Consider the following 16,033-nt stretch of genomic DNA (forward strand, 5'->3'; position numbering starts at 1 on the left):
GCGCGCCTCAGCGCACCGGGCGCTTGTCCGGCGGCGGCACCGGAACGATCTCCGGCGCGCCCAGGCGGATCGCGTCGGCCTCCTGGTCGGTGTCCTGCTCCTGGGAGGACCGCTCGGCCTCCACGCGCTTGGTGTAGTACTCCACCTCGCGCTTGACCTGGTCGAAGTCCCAGCCGAGCGGCCCGGCGAGGAGCTCGGCGGCCTCCTGCGCCACGCCCACGCCCCGGTGGAAGGTCTCGATGGAGATCCGGGTACGGCGGGTCAGCACGTCGTTGAGGTGCCGAGCGCCCTCGTGCGTGGCCGCGTACACGACCTCCGCGCGCAGGTAGTCGTCGGCGCCCGCCAGCGGACGGGCGAGCGAGCGGTCCTCGGCGACGAGCGTGAGCACCTCGTCGATCATCGTGCCGTACCGATGCAGCAGGTGCTCGATGCGGGCGACGTGCAGGCCGGAGCGCTCGGCGAGGTGGTAACGGGAGTTCCACAGCGCCGGGTAGCCGTCGGCGCCCGCCAGCGGGATCCGGTCGGTGCACGACGGCGGGACCCGCTGATCGAGACCGTGCGCCACGGCGTCCACCGCGTCCCTGGCCATGATCCGGTACGTGGTGTACTTGCCGCCCGCCACCATCACCAGGCCGGGCACCGGGTGGGTCACCACGTGCTCGCGCGACAGCTTGGAGGTCTCCTCGGACTCGCCGGCGAGCAGCGGGCGCAGGCCGGCGTACACGCCCTCGACGTCGTCGCGGGTGAGCGGCACCGCCAGCACGGCGTTGACGTGGTCGAGCACGTAGTCGATGTCGGAGCGGGAGGCGGCCGGGTGGCTGCGGTCCAGGTCCCAGCGCGTGTCGGTGGTGCCGATGATCCAGTGCCGACCCCAGGGGATGACGAACAGCACCGACTTCTCGGTGCGCAGGATGATCCCGGTCGAGGAGTGGATGCGGTCGCGGGGCACCACCAGGTGGATGCCCTTGGACGCGCGCACGTGGATCTGGCCGCGCCCGCCGACCAGGCCCTGGATCTCGTCGGTCCACACGCCGGTGGCGTTCACCACCTGGCGGGCCCGCACGTCGGCCTCGCGGCCGGTCTCCAGGTCGCGCACCCGCACGCCGGTGACCCGCTCGCCCTCGCGCAGGAAGCCGACCATCTGGGTACGCGAGGCCACGTGCGCGCCGTACGCGGCGGCGGTGCGCAGCAGGGTCACCACGTAGCGGGCGTCGTCGACCTGGGCGTCCCAGTACAGCACCGCCCCGGTGAGCGCGGAGCGCTTCAGGGCCGGGGCCAGGCGCAGGGCGCGGCCGCGGGACAGGTGGCGGTGGCCCGGCACGCCCCGGGTGCTGCCCGGGGTGAAGCCGAGCGAGTCGTACAGGACCAGGCCCGAGCCCACGTAGGCGCGCTCCCACACGTGGTGGGTGAGCGGGAACAGGAACGGCACCGGCCGCACCAGGTGCGGCGCGATGCGCTGGAGCAGCAGCGAGCGCTCCTGCAGCGCCTCGCGCACCAGGTCGAAGTTGTACTGCTCCAGGTAGCGCAGGCCGCCGTGGATCAGCTTGGACGAGCGTGAGGAGGTGCCCGACGCGAAGTCGCGCGCCTCGATCAGGCCGACGGTGAGGCCCCGGGTCACCGCGTCGAGCGCGACGCCCGCGCCGACCACGCCGCCGCCGACCACGACCACGTCGAGTTCCTCGGCCTCCATCCGCGCCAGCGCCGCCGCGCGCTCGGCCGGACCGAGGCTGGCTGTGCCCATGCGCACCGTCATCGCGCCCCCCTGCAATTCGGATTCCGGCCGCTCGGGCCGCCTCGCACCTGCCGGTCGTCGTCTCCCCGTGGAGCCTTCCGGGCCGACACCCTCACCCATTCTGTCTAGGCTTGACCGTACTGTCGTTTTACCCGCTGACCGGCGGCGAATCCCCCTGCCCCCGCCCGGGGCGCGGGTCTGTGATGCTTGATCCCATGGGGATCACACTCACGAACACCCGCCTCGTGCTCGCGGACGAGGTACGGGAGGGCTGGCTGACGATCGAGGACCGCCTCGTCACCCACGTGGGGCGTGGCGCCGCGCCGGGCGACGGCGTCGATCTGGGCGGACGGTACGTGCTGCCGGGTTTCGTGGACCTGCACCATCACGGCGGCGACGGCGGGTCCTACCCGGCGGCCGACGCCGAGCAGGCGGCGCGGGCGGCGCGGTTCCACCTCGGTCACGGCACCACCACCGGCGTGGCCAGCCTGGTCACGGCCGGGCCGGACGATCTGGCGCGGGCCGTGGGAGTGCTCGCCGACCTGTGCGACGACGGCGTCTTCGCCGGCATCCACCTGGAGGGGCCGTACATCTCCGCCGCCCGGTGCGGCGCGCACGACCCGGCGCTGCTGCGGGACCCGGACCCGGCCGAGCTGTCGGCCCTGATCAAGGCCGGGCGCGGGCACGTGCGGATGCTGACGATCGCCCCCGAGCTGCCCGGGGCGCTCGACGTCATCCGGCTGGCGGCGCGGCAGGGGGTGATCGCCGCCCTCGGGCACAGCGACGCGAGCTACGAGCGGACGCTGGACGGAATCGAGGCGGGCGGGAGCGTGGCCACCCACCTGTTCAACGCGATGCCGCCGCTGCACCACCGGCGGCCCGGGCCGATCGCGGCCCTGCTGGAGGACGACCGGGTCACCGTCGAGTTGATCAACGACGGGGTGCACGTGCATCCGGCGGTGCTCAGGCTCGCGCACGCGACCGCCGGGCCCGACCGGGTCGCCCTGGTCACCGACGCGATGGCCGCCGCCGGGCTCGGGGACGGTTCCTACCGGCTCGGGCCGATGGCCGTCGAGGTGTCCGGCGGCGTGGCCCGCCTCGCCGAGGGCGGCGCCATCGCCGGGAGCACGCTCACCATGGACGTCGCCTTCCGCCGCGCCGTACGCGAGGTCGGCCTCACCCTGCCCGAGGCCGCCCGCGCCGCCGCGCTGACCCCCGCCCAGGTGCTCGGCGTCGACGACCGGGTCGGCTCGATCGCCGCCGGCAAGGACGCCGACCTGCTCGTGCTCTCCGACGACCTGGCGGTCGACGCGGTCATGAAGGGCGGGACCTGGGTGGTTCCGCCCTTCTAGCCCTTCTCAGGGTCTGCCTCGTCAGGAGCCCGTGTGGGGGGCGACGACGACCTCGACGCGCTGGAACTCCTTCAGGTCGGAGTAGCCGGCGGTGGCCATGGTGCGCTTGAGCGCGCCCATGAGGTTCATCGAGCCGTCGGCGAGCGTCGAGGGGCCGTGCAGGATCTGCGCGAGGGTGCCGATCGTGCCGACCTCCACGCGGGCGCCGCGGGGCAGGTCGGCGTGGTGCGCCTCCGAGCCCCAGTGGTAGCCCTTGCCGGGGGCCTCGACGGCGCGGGCCAGCGGGGAGCCGACCATGACCGCGTCGCTGCCGCAGGCGATCGCCTTGGCGATGTCGCCGGACAAGCGCATGCCGCCGTCGGCGATCACGTGCACGTACCGGCCGCCCGACTCGTCGAGGTAGTCGCGGCGCGCCGCGGCCACGTCGGCGATCGCCGTGGCCATCGGGACCGCGACGCCGAGCACGGTGCGGGTGGTGTGGCCCGAGCCGCCGCCGAAGCCGACCAGCACGCCGGCCGCGCCGGTGCGCATCAGGTGCAGCGCCGCGGTGTAGGTCGCGCAGCCGCCGACGATGACCGGCACGTCGAGCTCGTAGATGAACTGCTTGAGGTTGAGCGGCTCGGCCCGGCCGGAGACGTGCTCGGCCGAGACCGTGGTGCCGCGGATGACGAAGATGTCGACCCCGGCATCGATCACCGCCTTGTGGTGCTGGACGGTGCGCTGCGGCGACAGCCGGGCCGCGGTGGTGACGCCCGCCGCCCGGATCTCCTCGATGCGGCGGCCGATCAGCTCGTCGCTGATCGGGGCGTTGTAGATCTCCTGCAGCCGCTTGGTCGCCGCCTCCTGGCTGAGCGTGGTGACCTCTTCAAGCAGCGGCGTGGGGTCCTCGTACCGGGTCCACAGCCCTTCGAGGTCGAGGACGGCGAGCCCGCCCAGCCTGCCGATCTCGATCGCCGTGGGGGGCGAGACCACGCTGTCCATCGGGCTGACCACGACGGGCAGGTCGAACCGGTAGGCGTCGATCTGCCAGCTGATCGACACCTCCTCGGGGTCGCGGGTACGCCGGGACGGCACGATGCCGATCTCCCCCAGCGCGTACGCCCGCCGCCCGCTCTTGCCGCGCCCGATCTCCACCTGGCTCATCGCTTTCGTTCTCCGATCACATCCAACACGCCTCCCACCACGCCTCACATCACCATGCCGCCGACGACACCGTCAGCGGCCGTGGTAGTTGGGGGCCTCGACCGTCATCTGGATGTCGTGGGGGTGGCTCTCCTTCAGGCCGGCGGCCGTGATCGGCATGAGCTGACCGCGGGTGCGCAGGTCCTCGATCGTGCGCGAGCCGGTGTACCACATCGCCTGGCGCAGCCCGCCGACGAGCTGGTGCGCCACGGCGGCGACGGGGCCGCGGTAGGGCACCTGGCCCTCGATGCCCTCGGGGATCAGCTTGTCCTCGGTGGCGATGTCGTTTTGGGAGTAGCGGTCCTTGCTGTAGGAGTTGCCGCCGCGCTCGCGGTTGCGCATCGCGCCGAGCGAGCCCATGCCCCGGTAGGACTTGAACTGCTTGCCGTTGATGAAGATCAGCTCGCCGGGCGACTCCTCGCAGCCGGCGAGCAGGCTGCCGAGCATCACCGTGTCGGCGCCGGCCGCGATCGCCTTGGCGATGTCGCCGGAGTACTGCAGGCCGCCGTCGCCGATCACCGGCACGTTCGCCGGGCCGCAGGCGAGAGAGGCCTCGTGGATCGCGGTCACCTGGGGGGCGCCCACGCCGGCCACCACGCGGGTGGTGCAGATGGAGCCGGGGCCGACGCCGACCTTGACCGCGTCGACGCCCGCGTCCATCAGTGCCTGGGCCCCGGCGCGGGTGGCCACGTTGCCGCCGATCACCTCGACGGCGGAGTTGGCCTTGACCTTGGCGACCATGTCGCACAGGCCGCGGGAGTGGCCGTGCGCCACGTCCACGACGATCACATCGACGCCCGCCTCGATGAGCGCCTTGCAGCGCTCGTCGGCGTCGCCCGCCACGCCGACCGCGGCCCCGACGACCAGGCGGCCGTCGGCGTCCTTGGTGGACAGCGGGTACTGCTCGCTCTTGGTGAAGTCCTTGACGGTGATCAGGCCGCGCAGCCGTCCGCCGTCGTCGACCAGCGGCAGCTTCTCCACCTTGTTGGCGCGCAGCAGGCGGAAGGCCTCCTCGCGCGAGACGCCGACCGGGGCCGTCACCAGCGGCATCGTGGTCATCACCTCGCGGACCGGGCGGCTGTGGTCGGTCTCGAAGCGCATGTCCCGGTTGGTGACGATGCCGACGAGCACGCCGGTCGCGTCGATCACCGGAACCCCGGAGATGCGGTACTTGGCGCACAGGGCCTCAACGTCAGCGAGGGTGTCGTCGGGGAAACAGGTGACCGGGTTGGTCACCATGCCCGCCTCGGACCGCTTGACGAGATCGACCTGCTGGGCCTGCTCCTCGACCGAGAGGTTGCGGTGCAGGATGCCGATGCCGCCCTGCCGGGCCATCGCGACCGCCATCCTGGCCTCGGTGACCGTGTCCATGGCCGCGGAGACGAGCGGGATGCGCAGGGTGATGCCGCGCGACAGCCGGGTGGTGGTGTCGGCCTCGCCCGGCTGCAGATCGGAATAGGCCGGGACGAGCAGCACGTCGTCGAACGTGAGCCCCGGCTCGGTGAACCTGGCCATCCGCAACCCCCTAGTGCCGTGATCGGGCCGCCGCGCCCCTCGGCTCAGTTTATCGGCCCGTCACCGAGCGCCTCACCGGCGCGCGGACGGGCGTCCGCCGGGCCGCCGCGTCCATGAGCAGGACCGAAATATCGCCGAAACATGCGGCATGCCCGCGTCGGGTGGCGGCGTGCCGCGCCGAGGGCGGCGGCGGGGCCGGGGCGCGCGGCCGGACCGGGGCGTGCGTGGGGACGGGCGGGGGGCGCGGGGGATCCGGCAATTCACGCTTCGGCCATTGGCTTGCGGTGCCGTCCGCGAGCGATCGGGAAAGCAATGCCCCCGGGGCCGAATATGTGGCGCCAAACAACTTTCACGCGGGATGCTGGGATTTATCCGGAAAACCCTTGCCCGACCGCGGGCGACGCCCGTTGATACCGGTTGATACCCGTTGACCGCAATTGGCTGCGGGAAGGAAAGGCCGCCCGGCCGCGAAGAGCATGGCGTGTCCGCCGTATGGCCGTCTTGACTCGGCCGCCGATTCCCTACCCGGCGGCCATGAAAGACGCGTGCGCCGGACGGTCGCCTCTCGTCGCCGAGCGGCACGACGGCCCGCCGGACGCGCATCGGATTTTCCGTCACGAAGCGCTATATGTCTATCACAGTACGCGAGTTCGTCAAGTCGGGGCGGGGTGGCTCGTGGGCGCCCTCGACATCCATGAACATCCATAAGAGCACGACAAGCCCTGCGGGGCCGCACTCCACCCGCCCGGTCTCGCCGTGCTCGCGCGTACGCCCCCAGCGGCGCACCGGAGCCGCGGGACCCTCGCGCGTGGCGCTCATTCGCCGCCCGATTTCGCGCAATTGCGCGGCGAACCAAACAAAGCGGCAATGCGGTGTGAAGGACGGATCGACGGTACGTGATCAATGGGATATACGACTATAAGGGCCGGGCATGAAATGTTCACCAGTATCGTGTTCAGTCGATTACCTTCCGCAATCGACGCATCAATGTGACCAATCCGTAGCCGTCCGATATGACGACATCCACGATCGTGGCAGGCATCATGCCTAACGTGACCGAGGGATGCGTCGCCGACGCCGTAACAGGGGTGAGGCTTGCGACGAGATCGGATGAGTCCGACCTCAGGGAACTGACAAGCCTTGCCGTACAGGGGGATCGCACAGCGATCGAATCGTTGCTCGGGCAGCTTCGCCCGATGGTCGTGCGCTACTGCAGGGCACGCTTGGGGAGGGTTTCCGGTCACTACCACATCGCGGACGACGTGGCGCAGGAGGTCTGCATCGCCGTCCTGTCCGCGTTGCCGCGTTACCGTGACATCGGCCGTCCCTTCGCGTCGTTCGTGTTCGGCATCGCGTCGCACAAGGTCGCCGACGCGTTGCGCAGCTCCGTGCGCTCGGCCGTGCCCACACAGGACCTTCCCGACGGGCCCGACGAGGGGCCCGGACCGGAGGAGACCGTCGTGCGCCACACCGAGGCCGCGCAGGCGCGCGAGCTCCTCTCCCGGCTTCCCGACACCCAACGCGAACTGCTCATTCTGCGGGTGGTGTCGGGGCTGTCGGCCGAGGAGACCGGTAATGTGTTGGGTATGTCAGCAGGCGCGGTACGGGTCGCGCAGCATCGGGCACTGGCCCGGTTGCGGGAGTTGGCCGACCTTGAGTCGATTGCGTGACCATGAGCAGGGATCCGCTGTTCGGCAGGGCCTACGGGGCCCGACGTGACCCGCACGGGCCGAAGCCGGAGGACGCCGAGGTGCTCAGGACCGACAGGCTCCTGAGCATGCTCGCCCGCCGGGAGCACGGCCCGTGGGGCGCGGGCGCCAGGACCGGCGACGCGGCCATCCGGCTGCTCACCGCCCTGGTCAACGACGTCGATCAGCGGCTTTCCTCGGTGTCGATCACGCCGTCGACGTAGCCGCGGGCGTAATCCCAGCTCACATAGTCCGCCGGATCGGGCTGAAAGGCCGGCTCGTGAACCTGTGGCCGGCCTTCTTGGATCATCTGCCGCAAATTGCCGCGCAGCAGATCCCAGTCGAAGTAGTGCTGCTCTCCGCACTCCGGGCACTCCAGCACCAAACCGAGGACCCCTTGCGGCTCCAGCAGGGAACGGAAGACCTCCACGTCGGCGAGGTCGCTGAGGGCCTCCTGCCGTTCCGAGCTGCTCAGCGGATCGGCGTTCTCGGCTTCGCCGAGCGCGGCGGCGGGATCGTTCGGGTCATCCGCGAACGGATCGCGGGGGACGTCTTCCAGCACGGATCCCACCCTATGACGCATGCACCGGGTCTCGTCGAGTGCTATCGCCGACCGCATTGATCGATGAAGTTGGACATGGAGGCGGCGAATGCCATACTAATTCGCGCACGCACGGTAATTATCCGGTCGCGGATTGTTGCCGATGCCGCTTCCGTATCGGGGCTTTTCAGCTTTTCAGGGGGAAACAGATGCTCCGCCGTCTTCTCATCGCCTCGGCCTGTGCCGGGGCCGTATTCCTGACTCCGGTCGCCGTCCAGGCCGACTCGCCCGAGCCGACCGACTCGCATTGGCTCGTCGATCTGACGGGCCCCGACTCGGATGAATCGGACGATCGGCCGAGCGACCCGATCAGCAGGCTCCTCGGAAGGCTGCTCGGCAGCTTCGGCTAGGGCGGGATGCGGCGGAGCGGCCGGCCCGCGCGGCCGCTCCCGGCTCACGTGGGGCGCTCACCCGGGCGCTCAACCCGGGGCACTCAACCCGGGCTCACATGGGGCACTCACATGGGGCGCTCACATGGGCCGATGGCTCCCGCCGCAGACGCTCAGCCACCCCCGGCGCGTCGCCTCGACTCCCGCGTGGAAGCGCGAGCGGGCGCCCAGCTCGGCCATCGCCTCGGCGAACCTGCTGCGGACGGTCCGCACGCAGACGCCGAGGTGCCGGGCGATCATCTCATCCGACATCCCCTGGGCCGCCAGCCGCAGGACCCGGACCACCCCGTCCTTGCGTTCGGGCCGCGACAGCGGCACGGCCCTCGCCCACAGCTCCTCGAACAACGCCCGCAGCACGGACACCATCAGCGGGGAGCGCACCAGGCAGAAGTGGTACGCGCTGTCGGGCAGGTTGCCTCCCCACTGCACGGGCAGCCACGCCGCGTCGTCGCCGATCGCCACATACCAGCTCGGCAGCCGGTCGAGGGTCCGGATCCGGGCCCGCGCGTCGGTGAGCCGGGTGAGCAGGTCGTGCGCGCCCGGCAGGGTCACCGTGCAGACCGGCAGGATCACCCGGGAGGAGATCACCCCCTCGCGCTGGGCGCGCACCCACTCGTCGGCGTACTTGTGCGCCAGGTCGTGCACGGTCCGGTGGTCGGGGATCACCGAGATCAGATCCGCGGGCGGCCGCGCCATCGCGACCTCGGACATGGTGGCGCGCAGCGCGTCCGCGCCGCTGATCAGATCGACCGCGAGCCGTGCGCCGTGGTAGTCCTGCCCGGCGTCGTGGTGCCGGGCCAGCATGCGCACCGAGGCCAGCAGCTCGTCGATCCGGCGGCTCTCCGCGGCGATCCGGTCCAGGCGGGGGGCGATCAGGCGGCCGAGCGCGGCGGCCGGATGGCGGGCGAGGTAGCGACCGTTGCAGTCCTCGACGATGCCGAGCCGTACCAGGGTCCGCAGGTCCGGCTCGACGCGGCCCTCGGGCCGGTCCACCGCCTCGGCCACCTCGGCCGCGCACGCCAGGCGCAGGCGCAGCAACGCGATGTAGACGGCGGCCTGGGACGCGGTCAGGCCGAGAGGCTGCAGCAGGTCCTCGATCATTTGGGTCTGGGGGCGCATGACCGACTCCAAGTGTCACAGAGAGTGTCGTGAGAGTAACTCGACTTCTCCCTCTTGTCCGCCGGTCCCCGCCTTTGTGAGCGATCGGATACAGGTTGCTGCATCTGCACCTTCTCACCTTGCGGGCAAAGCATCGACACGTGGAGCATTACGGTACGTGGCGACGAATGCACGCTCGGCGGTCATTCGAGCGCGGAGGGGGTCTTATGGCCGCCGGACCGCGGCCTTGTCGTCACCACAGGGGGATCGGACGCGTCCGTCGTCCGGTCCCCCACGTTCGTGAAAACACGTCCGTGAACATGTCTGTGCAACACGCCTGCGAAGGCACGCCTGCGAAACACGTCTGTCAAAAGACACACGGCTCGCACCCCATCCAGGGGCGCGAGCCGTGTGCGATAAGGCGCTCTGGTCGTGCGCTCGCTCAGCGGGCGCTCGCTCAGTGGCCGTGACCGTGGCCGTGGCCGTGGCCGCCCGCGGCGGCCGGAGCCTCCTCCTCGGGCTTGTCCACCACGAGGGCCTCGGTTGTCAGCAGCATGCCGGCGATGGAGGCGGCGTTCTGCACGGCGGAGCGGGTGACCTTGACCGGGTCGATCACGCCGTCGGCGATCAGGTCGCCGTACTCGCCGGTGGCGGCGTTGTAGCCGTGGTTGGCGGGCAGCTCGGCGATCTTGCTGGTCACCACGTAGCCCTCGCGGCCGGCGTTCTCGGCGATCCACCGGGCGGGCTCGACCAGCGAGCGGCGCACGATCGACACGCCGGTCGCCTCGTCGCCGGTGAGGCCCAGGTCGTCCAGGTCGCTGCTGACGTGGACGAGCGCGGAGCCGCCGCCGGAGACGATGCCCTCCTCGATCGCGGCGCGGGTGGCCGAGATCGCGTCCTCCAGGCGGTGCTTCTTCTCCTTGAGCTCCACCTCGGTGGCCGCGCCGACGCGCAGCACGCACACGCCGCCGGACAGCTTGGCGAGGCGCTCCTGCAGCTTCTCGCGGTCCCAGTCGGAGTCGGTCTGCTCGATCGCCAGCTTGATCTCGCGGATCCGGTCCTCGATCGCGGCCAGGTCGCCGGCGCCGTCGACGATCGTCGTGTTGTCCTTGGTGATGACGACGCGGCGGGCGGTGCCGAGCACCTCAAGGCCCACGGACTCCAGCTTGAGGCCGATCTCCTCGCTGACCACCTGGCCGCCGGTGAGGATCGCCATGTCCTGCAGCATCGCCTTGCGGCGGTCGCCGAAACCGGGCGCCTTGACGGCGACCGAGGTGAACGTGCCGCGGATCTTGTTGGTCACCAGGACGGCCAGGGCCTCCCCCTCGACGTCCTCGGCGATGACCAGCAGCGGCTTCTTGGTCGCGGCGACCTTCTCCAGCAGCGGCAGGAAGTCGGCGATCGAGGAGATCTTGGCCTGGTGCAGCAGGACGTAGGCGTCCTCGAGCACGGCCTCCATGCGCTCCTGGTCGGTGACCATGTAGTGCGACAGGTAGCCCTTGTCGAACTGCATGCCCTCGGTGAACTCCAGCTCCATGCCCATGGAGTTGGACTCCTCGACGGTGATGACACCGTCCTTGCCCACCTTGTCGAACGCCTCGGCGATCAGGCCGCCGATGTTCGCGTCCTGGGCGGAGATCGTCGCGACGTTCGCGATCTCCTTCTTGTCCTCGACGTGGCGGGCGGAGTTGAGCAGGCGCTCGCTGACCGCCTGGGCGGCGGCGTCGATGCCACGCTTGAGCGACAGCGGCGACGCGCCGGCGGCGACGTTGCGCAGGCCCTCGCGGACCATCGCCTGGGCGAGCACGGTCGCGGTGGTCGTGCCGTCACCGGCGATGTCGTTGGTCTTGGTCGCCACTTCCTTGGCGAGCTGGGCGCCGAGGTTCTCGTACGGGGTCTCCAGCTCGATCTCGCGGGCGATGGTGACACCGTCGTTGGTGATGGTCGGGGCACCGAACTTCTTGTCGATGACCACGTTGCGGCCACGCGGGCCGAGGGTCACCTTCACGGCGTCCGCGAGGGCGTTCACGCCACGCTCGAGCGCGCGGCGTGCGTCCTCTTCGAACTCCAGGATCTTCGGCATTAAGCACTCCTATTCGTTGCGACGCTCCACGTCGCGTTCGAGCGGCTTGAGCGCATCAGAGCCCCGGGCGTTGGCCCGGGGCTCGACACGTCATCGCGATATGGCTCGGCGAGCTTTACTTCTCGATGATGGCGAGCACGTCGCGGGCGGAGAGCACGAGGTACTCCTCGCCGCCGTACTTCACCTCGGTGCCGCCGTACTTGCTGTACAGGACGATGTCGCCCTCGGAGACGTCGAGCGGGATGCGCTTTTCGCCATCCTCGTCCCAGTTGCCCGGGCCCACCGCGAGCACCTTGCCCTCCTGGGGCTTCTCCTTGGCCGTGTCAGGGATGACCAGCCCGGAGGCGGTCGTCTGCTCGGCCTCGAGCGGCTGGACCACGATGCGGTCCCCGAGCGGCTTAACCGGAACCTTGGTGGCGGTCGTCACGATCGGACCTCCCCTTCAGATTGCGTCGTTGAGCTGAAGAGGCGACCAGCCGGCCTGCCGTCGCGGGTGTCAGACCTGCCTCGTCGCTTGGTTGGCACTCTCACGTCGAGAGTGCCAACACGAAACAGTATGCAAGCGGCTCAGCACAGTCAACACGAACCCGCCACGCAGGTCAGGAAGCATGATCAGCTTTGCTCGGGCCGAGCTCCGCACGGCGGGGACGGGGCCGGAGGCGGGCGCGAGCGGTCCTCACCGAGTCCCGCTGGAGTCTTTGTCCTCGACGGGGGTTCGCCAGACGGATATCGCGTACAACGCGAAAAACGTCATCCCAAAAGTCCATTTTTGCGGCATTCATCCACTTGTGCATGCTTAGCATTTCTTTACAGCCATTCGCTTGCCATTCGAGCGAAGTGCGATGTCTACTGATACCGCTCAGACTTCATGAAGGAATGGGCCACAGCAATCAGAACACTCAGGGGAAAGAAATGCTCAAGAAGTTCCTCGCCGTAGGCGCTGTCGCCGGTATCGCGGGCTTCGGTCTCGCCACCCCCGCCCAGGCGGGCCCGTGGCCGCCCTCGCACATTAACACCTCGTCGCAGAACGACAATGTTCTCGTCTGTGGCAACTCGGTCATCGGCGACATCACCCTCGGCCTCATCACCCTCGGTCCTCTGACCAACGGGGGCAACGACGCCACGGACTGCAGCTTCAAGGCCGTTCAGAACTAGTAACCGGCACCAGTAAAAGGCACTGGTAGCCGACCTAGTGGCCGACGCCGTCCGGCGGTCCCGCCGGCGGTCGTCCTCACGCACACGTCTCGGGCAAAGAATCGGGCTCGTGCCGGGAAAGCTTCGACCGCACACCCGGGCCGGCGGACGCGCGAATCCCGGATGATTCGCGAAAGGCCGGAAGGAATGGTGGGCGCTCTTCCGAAGCGGGGGCGCCCACTTTTCATGCCCGATGGGCGACATTCCGTCCATACCATTCGGAAGCGGTTTGGTCTTTTTTTACGATGTCGCACCGGGCCGTCTGCTTGCTATCTGGTTCGCACCTGGATTAACTGATTCCCGCTCGGCCATCAAGTGGTTCGAGCCGAAATCTCAATCGATCGGGAGATTGACATGCTGAAGAAGCTCGTACTCGGAGGCGTTGCGCTCACGGCCCTCACTGGAGGTCTCGCCACCCCGGCCATGGCGAACCCCTGGGACGGTCGCACCGTCAACGTGTCAGAGCAGAACGGCAATGTGACCGTCTGCGGCAACAAGGCCATCGGCGACATCACGGTCGCCATCCTCAACCTCAACCCGGTGACCACGGCCGACCGCGAGCCGGTGGACTGTGGCATCCAGGTCCTGCAGCGTCACTGATCCGGCGCCCCTTCCCCGGCCCGCAGGTCGGACGGGAGTCACGGGGACGACCGGGTCCGCGCGCCGGCGAGGGCGCCAGGACCGAGGTCGCGAGGGACATCGGCGTCAGAGAGCTGTGTCGCCGGACAGTGAGGGATGAATGACCTCTTCGCGGGGGTTCTGCCTGAATTCATAGACCGGTGCACCGGAGCGGCATCGCGGCGAGACCGCGGTGCCGCTCTTTCGCGTTCGGGACCGACGAAACGCCCGAGCGGCACAAATGGGCGGAGATGCCAGAACATTCTTTTCGCTGACGCTTTCTTTACGCCGCGGTACGCATAATCCGCTTGCCATCCGCCGCCGCACTGGATTCACTTGCCTTCGGTTCGAGCCGGGAACGGTTCGCATCGGAATCGAAACTCGATCTCAAGGAGACCGACATGCTCAAGAAGCTTGTGCTGGGCACCGCCGCCCTGGCCGCTTTCTCGACCGTGGGCGTCACGGGCACGGCCATGGCCGGCGCCGACCACACGGCCATCTGCGGCAACCAGGCGATCGGCGACATCCTCGTTCCCATCATCCCGCTCACCCCGGTGACCAGCGCGGACCGGGAGCCGGTGAACTGCGGCGTCCAGGTGCACAACGGCTAGTACGGGAATAATCATCCCGATCCGTCTATCGGATTGCGCCCGATGAGACCGCTTATTCCGTAGACGACCCCTGGGCCGGCAGGCCGAGACGTACCGAAAAAGAACGAACACCGCGCCGAGGCACGGTGTTCGTTCTTTTTCGACCGGACTTTGATCGGACAACGCATTGCGGTTTCTTTGGTAAAGCGCGATGCGTGTCGCTTGATATCGCCCGCACAGGGCGGTCTACTAACTCACGGCCCGGCAACCGCAGGTGTTCCGGGCCGAAATTCCGACCGACATCGATGAGGAGACCTCCGTGCTCAAGAAGATCGTTCTCGGCGGGGCGGCCGCGGCCGCGTTCGCCGGTCTCGGTTTCGTCCCTCCGGCGCACGCCGACAAGCACCCGGTGCACAGAAAAGGCATCAACATCGCGCAGCAGTCCGGAAACGTGGTCGTCTGCGGCAACCGCGGCATCGACGAGGTCCTCGTCCTCGTCGCCCCGCTCACCCCGGTCACGCCCGTCAACCGTGACCGTGTGGACTGCGGCGTCCGCAAGGTCCAGTACTGAAGACCCGGGTAGCGAAAACCTGGGTAGCAAAGACCCGGGTGGCGAAAACCCGGTACTGAACGACACCTCGGAGGGTGGGCATCCTGGCAGAGGCCACGGTGTCCACCCTTCTCGCCGTCCGGCGGCGCCAGGGCCGCCGTGGCTCACCTCGCCTATAGTGCGGGGGTGGATCTCGACGCCTTCCTGACGCTCCTCACGCCCCGCGGGCAGCAGGCCCTGGCCGAGGCCGAGGCGCTCCTCGCCGAGGGCGGCGACGAGGTCCGGGCCGCCACGACGATGCGCAGGAGCCACGACACCGCGACCACCTCGGCGGCGCTGACCCAGGCCGCCCTGCGGCGGCGGGCGTCCCGCAAGTTCGGCGCCGACGCCGGGCGGATGTACTTCACGGCGGAGGGGCTGGAGCAGGCGACCCGGGCGGAGGTCGCCGACCACAGGGCGCGGCGGGTCGCCGCGCTCGGACAGGGCGGCGGCGTGGCCGACGTGTGCTGCGGGATCGGCGGCGACCTGATCGCCTTCGCCCGGCACGGATGCGCGGTGGACGCGGTCGATCTCGACCCGCTGACGGCGGCCGTCGCCCGGGCGAACGCCGAGGCGCTCGGCCTGACGGGGGTCCGGGTCCGCCGGGCGGACGCCGCCGACGTCGATCCCGCCGCGTACGGGGTCGTGTTCGCCGATCCGGCGCGGCGTCGGCGGTCGGGGTCGCGGATCTTCGACCCGCTGGCGTACTCGCCGCCGTGGCCCGCCGTGCTTGAGCTCACCGGGTCGGCGGCGGCGGCCTGTGTGAAGGCGGCTCCCGGGCTGCCGTACGAGTTCGTCCCGGACGGCGCCGAGGTGGAATGGGTGTCCTTCGGCGGCGAGGTCAAGGAGGCCGTGCTCTGGCTGGGCGGCTTCCTCCCCGGACACGGCCCGCAACTCACCCGCCGGGCCACGCTGCTGCCGTACGGCGAGACGCTCACCGGGGTCGGCGCCCCGCGGCGGGCGGAGACCGGGCCCATCGCGAGGTACCTCTACGAGCCCGACGGCGCCGCCATCCGGGCGGGCCTGGTGGCGGAGGTGGCCGATCTCGTCGGCGGCCGGCTCCTCGACCCGAACATCGCCTACGTGACCGGCGACGACGCGGTCGATACCCCCTGGGCGTCCGGCTACGAGATCTCCGAGGTGCTGCCCTTCTCCGGCAAGCGGCTGCGCGCGGCGCTGCGCGAGCGCCACGTCGGCGAGCTGACCATCAAGAAGCGCGGCTCGGCGGTGGACGTCGAGCGGCTGCGCAAGGACCTGCGCCTCTCGGGAGACCGATCCGCCGTCGTCGTGCTCACCCGAATCGTCGATAAGCCATATGCCATGATCTGCGCGCCTATGCGTAACCCGGCCGTCCACGGCTAGTCACGATCTTTCAAAGTCCGACGCGCGCCGCCGTGTCGCC

Annotated in this window: 16 protein-coding genes; 9 read left to right on the forward strand and 7 right to left on the reverse strand. The window is 69.8% G+C overall.

The genetic code is table 11. The features are described from left to right. Positions 1-7: 7 nt before the first annotated feature. Positions 8-1,741, reverse strand: coding sequence for a glycerol-3-phosphate dehydrogenase (gene glpD / locus AB0K60_RS34050; protein WP_364064740.1), 1,734 nt, complete (start codon positions 1,739-1,741; stop codon positions 8-10). 206 nt (positions 1,742-1,947) lie between these two features. On the opposite strand from glpD, the gene nagA reads away from it, so the two are divergent. Then, complete coding sequence (nagA, locus tag AB0K60_RS34055) at positions 1,948-3,084, forward strand: N-acetylglucosamine-6-phosphate deacetylase (protein ID WP_364064743.1); 1,137 nt, start codon at positions 1,948-1,950, stop codon at positions 3,082-3,084. 21 nt (positions 3,085-3,105) lie between these two features. Here nagA and AB0K60_RS34060 read toward each other — a convergent pair whose 3' ends face one another. Together AB0K60_RS34060 and guaB are read right to left on the reverse strand one after the other, a co-directional pair. Continuing rightward, positions 3,106-4,227: a GuaB3 family IMP dehydrogenase-related protein gene (locus tag AB0K60_RS34060; protein WP_364064746.1), complete on the reverse strand. Its 1,122-nt coding sequence runs from the start codon at positions 4,225-4,227 to the stop codon at positions 3,106-3,108. 72 nt (positions 4,228-4,299) lie between these two features. Next, on the reverse strand, positions 4,300-5,781 hold the full coding sequence (guaB, locus tag AB0K60_RS34065; protein ID WP_364064749.1) for an IMP dehydrogenase: 1,482 nt from the start codon (positions 5,779-5,781) through the stop codon (positions 4,300-4,302). 1,043 nt (positions 5,782-6,824) lie between these two features. On the opposite strand from guaB, the gene AB0K60_RS34070 reads away from it, so the two are divergent. After that, positions 6,825-7,451, forward strand: coding sequence for a sigma-70 family RNA polymerase sigma factor (locus AB0K60_RS34070; RefSeq protein WP_364064922.1), 627 nt, complete (start codon positions 6,825-6,827; stop codon positions 7,449-7,451). After that, the gene (locus tag AB0K60_RS34075; RefSeq protein WP_364064752.1) at positions 7,448-7,693 is read left to right on the forward strand and encodes a hypothetical protein; all 246 of its coding nucleotides are present in this window, start codon (positions 7,448-7,450) and stop codon (positions 7,691-7,693) included. Before AB0K60_RS34070 ends, AB0K60_RS34075 begins: the two co-directional genes overlap by 4 nt. Here AB0K60_RS34075 and AB0K60_RS34080 read toward each other — a convergent pair. Further along, positions 7,654-8,031 carry a DUF5319 domain-containing protein gene (locus AB0K60_RS34080; protein WP_364064754.1) on the reverse strand — a complete coding sequence of 126 codons (378 nt, stop codon included), beginning with the start codon at positions 8,029-8,031 and terminating at the stop codon, positions 7,654-7,656. The genes AB0K60_RS34075 and AB0K60_RS34080 overlap by 40 nt on opposite strands. Positions 8,032-8,219: 188 nt before the next feature. On the opposite strand from AB0K60_RS34080, the gene AB0K60_RS34085 reads away from it, so the two are divergent. Continuing rightward, entirely contained in the window at positions 8,220-8,420 is a 201-nt protein-coding gene (locus tag AB0K60_RS34085; protein WP_364064757.1) for a hypothetical protein, read from the forward strand. Positions 8,421-8,540: 120 nt separating this feature from the next. Here the strand turns inward: AB0K60_RS34085 and AB0K60_RS34090 are convergent, their stop codons facing one another. The 3 genes from AB0K60_RS34090 to groES form a co-directional block, all read right to left on the reverse strand. Continuing rightward, positions 8,541-9,578 (reverse strand): helix-turn-helix domain-containing protein, encoded by a 1,038-nt coding sequence (locus AB0K60_RS34090; protein WP_364064760.1) that lies wholly within the window; start codon positions 9,576-9,578, stop codon positions 8,541-8,543. Positions 9,579-10,014: 436 nt separating this feature from the next. Then, entirely contained in the window at positions 10,015-11,640 is a 1,626-nt protein-coding gene (groL, locus tag AB0K60_RS34095; RefSeq protein ID WP_364064763.1) for a chaperonin GroEL, read from the reverse strand. Between the two features lie 115 nt (positions 11,641-11,755). After that, positions 11,756-12,070 carry a co-chaperone GroES gene (gene groES, locus AB0K60_RS34100; protein ID WP_219545199.1) on the reverse strand — a complete coding sequence of 105 codons (315 nt, stop codon included), beginning with the start codon at positions 12,068-12,070 and terminating at the stop codon, positions 11,756-11,758. Positions 12,071-12,552: 482 nt separating this feature from the next. Here groES and AB0K60_RS34105 point away from each other — a divergent pair, with 482 nt between their 5' ends. The 5 genes from AB0K60_RS34105 to AB0K60_RS34125 all read left to right on the forward strand — a co-directional run bounded on the left by AB0K60_RS34105 (position 12,553) and on the right by AB0K60_RS34125 (position 15,993). Further along, positions 12,553-12,795 (forward strand): hypothetical protein, encoded by a 243-nt coding sequence (locus AB0K60_RS34105; protein WP_364064766.1) that lies wholly within the window; start codon positions 12,553-12,555, stop codon positions 12,793-12,795. A gap of 393 nt (positions 12,796-13,188) precedes the next feature. Then, positions 13,189-13,434 (forward strand): hypothetical protein, encoded by a 246-nt coding sequence (locus AB0K60_RS34110; protein ID WP_364064769.1) that lies wholly within the window; start codon positions 13,189-13,191, stop codon positions 13,432-13,434. 419 nt (positions 13,435-13,853) lie between these two features. Then, positions 13,854-14,063, forward strand: coding sequence for a hypothetical protein (locus tag AB0K60_RS34115; protein ID WP_364064771.1), 210 nt, complete (start codon positions 13,854-13,856; stop codon positions 14,061-14,063). Between the two features lie 298 nt (positions 14,064-14,361). Further along, positions 14,362-14,613, forward strand: coding sequence for a hypothetical protein (locus AB0K60_RS34120; RefSeq protein WP_364064773.1), 252 nt, complete (start codon positions 14,362-14,364; stop codon positions 14,611-14,613). A 165-nt stretch (positions 14,614-14,778) separates the two neighbouring features. Next, positions 14,779-15,993 carry a class I SAM-dependent methyltransferase gene (locus tag AB0K60_RS34125; protein WP_364064775.1) on the forward strand — a complete coding sequence of 405 codons (1,215 nt, stop codon included), beginning with the start codon at positions 14,779-14,781 and terminating at the stop codon, positions 15,991-15,993. Positions 15,994-16,033 lie beyond the last annotated feature (40 nt).

This window comes from Thermopolyspora sp. NPDC052614, assembly GCF_040678635.1.
Classification (GTDB): domain Bacteria; phylum Actinomycetota; class Actinomycetes; order Streptosporangiales; family Streptosporangiaceae; genus Thermopolyspora.

What these genes read in the sequence shown, in the direction of transcription:
- glpD (WP_364064740.1), bottom strand. Translation starts at nt 1,741, where the DNA reads ATGGGCACAGCCAGCCTCGGTCCGGCCGAGCGCGCGGCGGCGCTGGCG.
- nagA (WP_364064743.1), top strand. Translation starts at nt 1,948, where the DNA reads ATGGGGATCACACTCACGAACACCCGCCTCGTGCTCGCGGACGAGGTA.
- AB0K60_RS34060 (WP_364064746.1), bottom strand. Translation starts at nt 4,227, where the DNA reads ATGAGCCAGGTGGAGATCGGGCGCGGCAAGAGCGGGCGGCGGGCGTAC.
- guaB (WP_364064749.1), bottom strand. Translation starts at nt 5,781, where the DNA reads ATGGCCAGGTTCACCGAGCCGGGGCTCACGTTCGACGACGTGCTGCTC.
- AB0K60_RS34070 (WP_364064922.1), top strand. Translation starts at nt 6,825, where the DNA reads ATGCCTAACGTGACCGAGGGATGCGTCGCCGACGCCGTAACAGGGGTG.
- AB0K60_RS34085 (WP_364064757.1), top strand. Translation starts at nt 8,220, where the DNA reads ATGCTCCGCCGTCTTCTCATCGCCTCGGCCTGTGCCGGGGCCGTATTC.
- AB0K60_RS34090 (WP_364064760.1), bottom strand. Translation starts at nt 9,578, where the DNA reads ATGCGCCCCCAGACCCAAATGATCGAGGACCTGCTGCAGCCTCTCGGC.
- groL (WP_364064763.1), bottom strand. Translation starts at nt 11,640, where the DNA reads ATGCCGAAGATCCTGGAGTTCGAAGAGGACGCACGCCGCGCGCTCGAG.
- AB0K60_RS34105 (WP_364064766.1), top strand. Translation starts at nt 12,553, where the DNA reads ATGCTCAAGAAGTTCCTCGCCGTAGGCGCTGTCGCCGGTATCGCGGGC.
- AB0K60_RS34110 (WP_364064769.1), top strand. Translation starts at nt 13,189, where the DNA reads ATGCTGAAGAAGCTCGTACTCGGAGGCGTTGCGCTCACGGCCCTCACT.
- AB0K60_RS34115 (WP_364064771.1), top strand. Translation starts at nt 13,854, where the DNA reads ATGCTCAAGAAGCTTGTGCTGGGCACCGCCGCCCTGGCCGCTTTCTCG.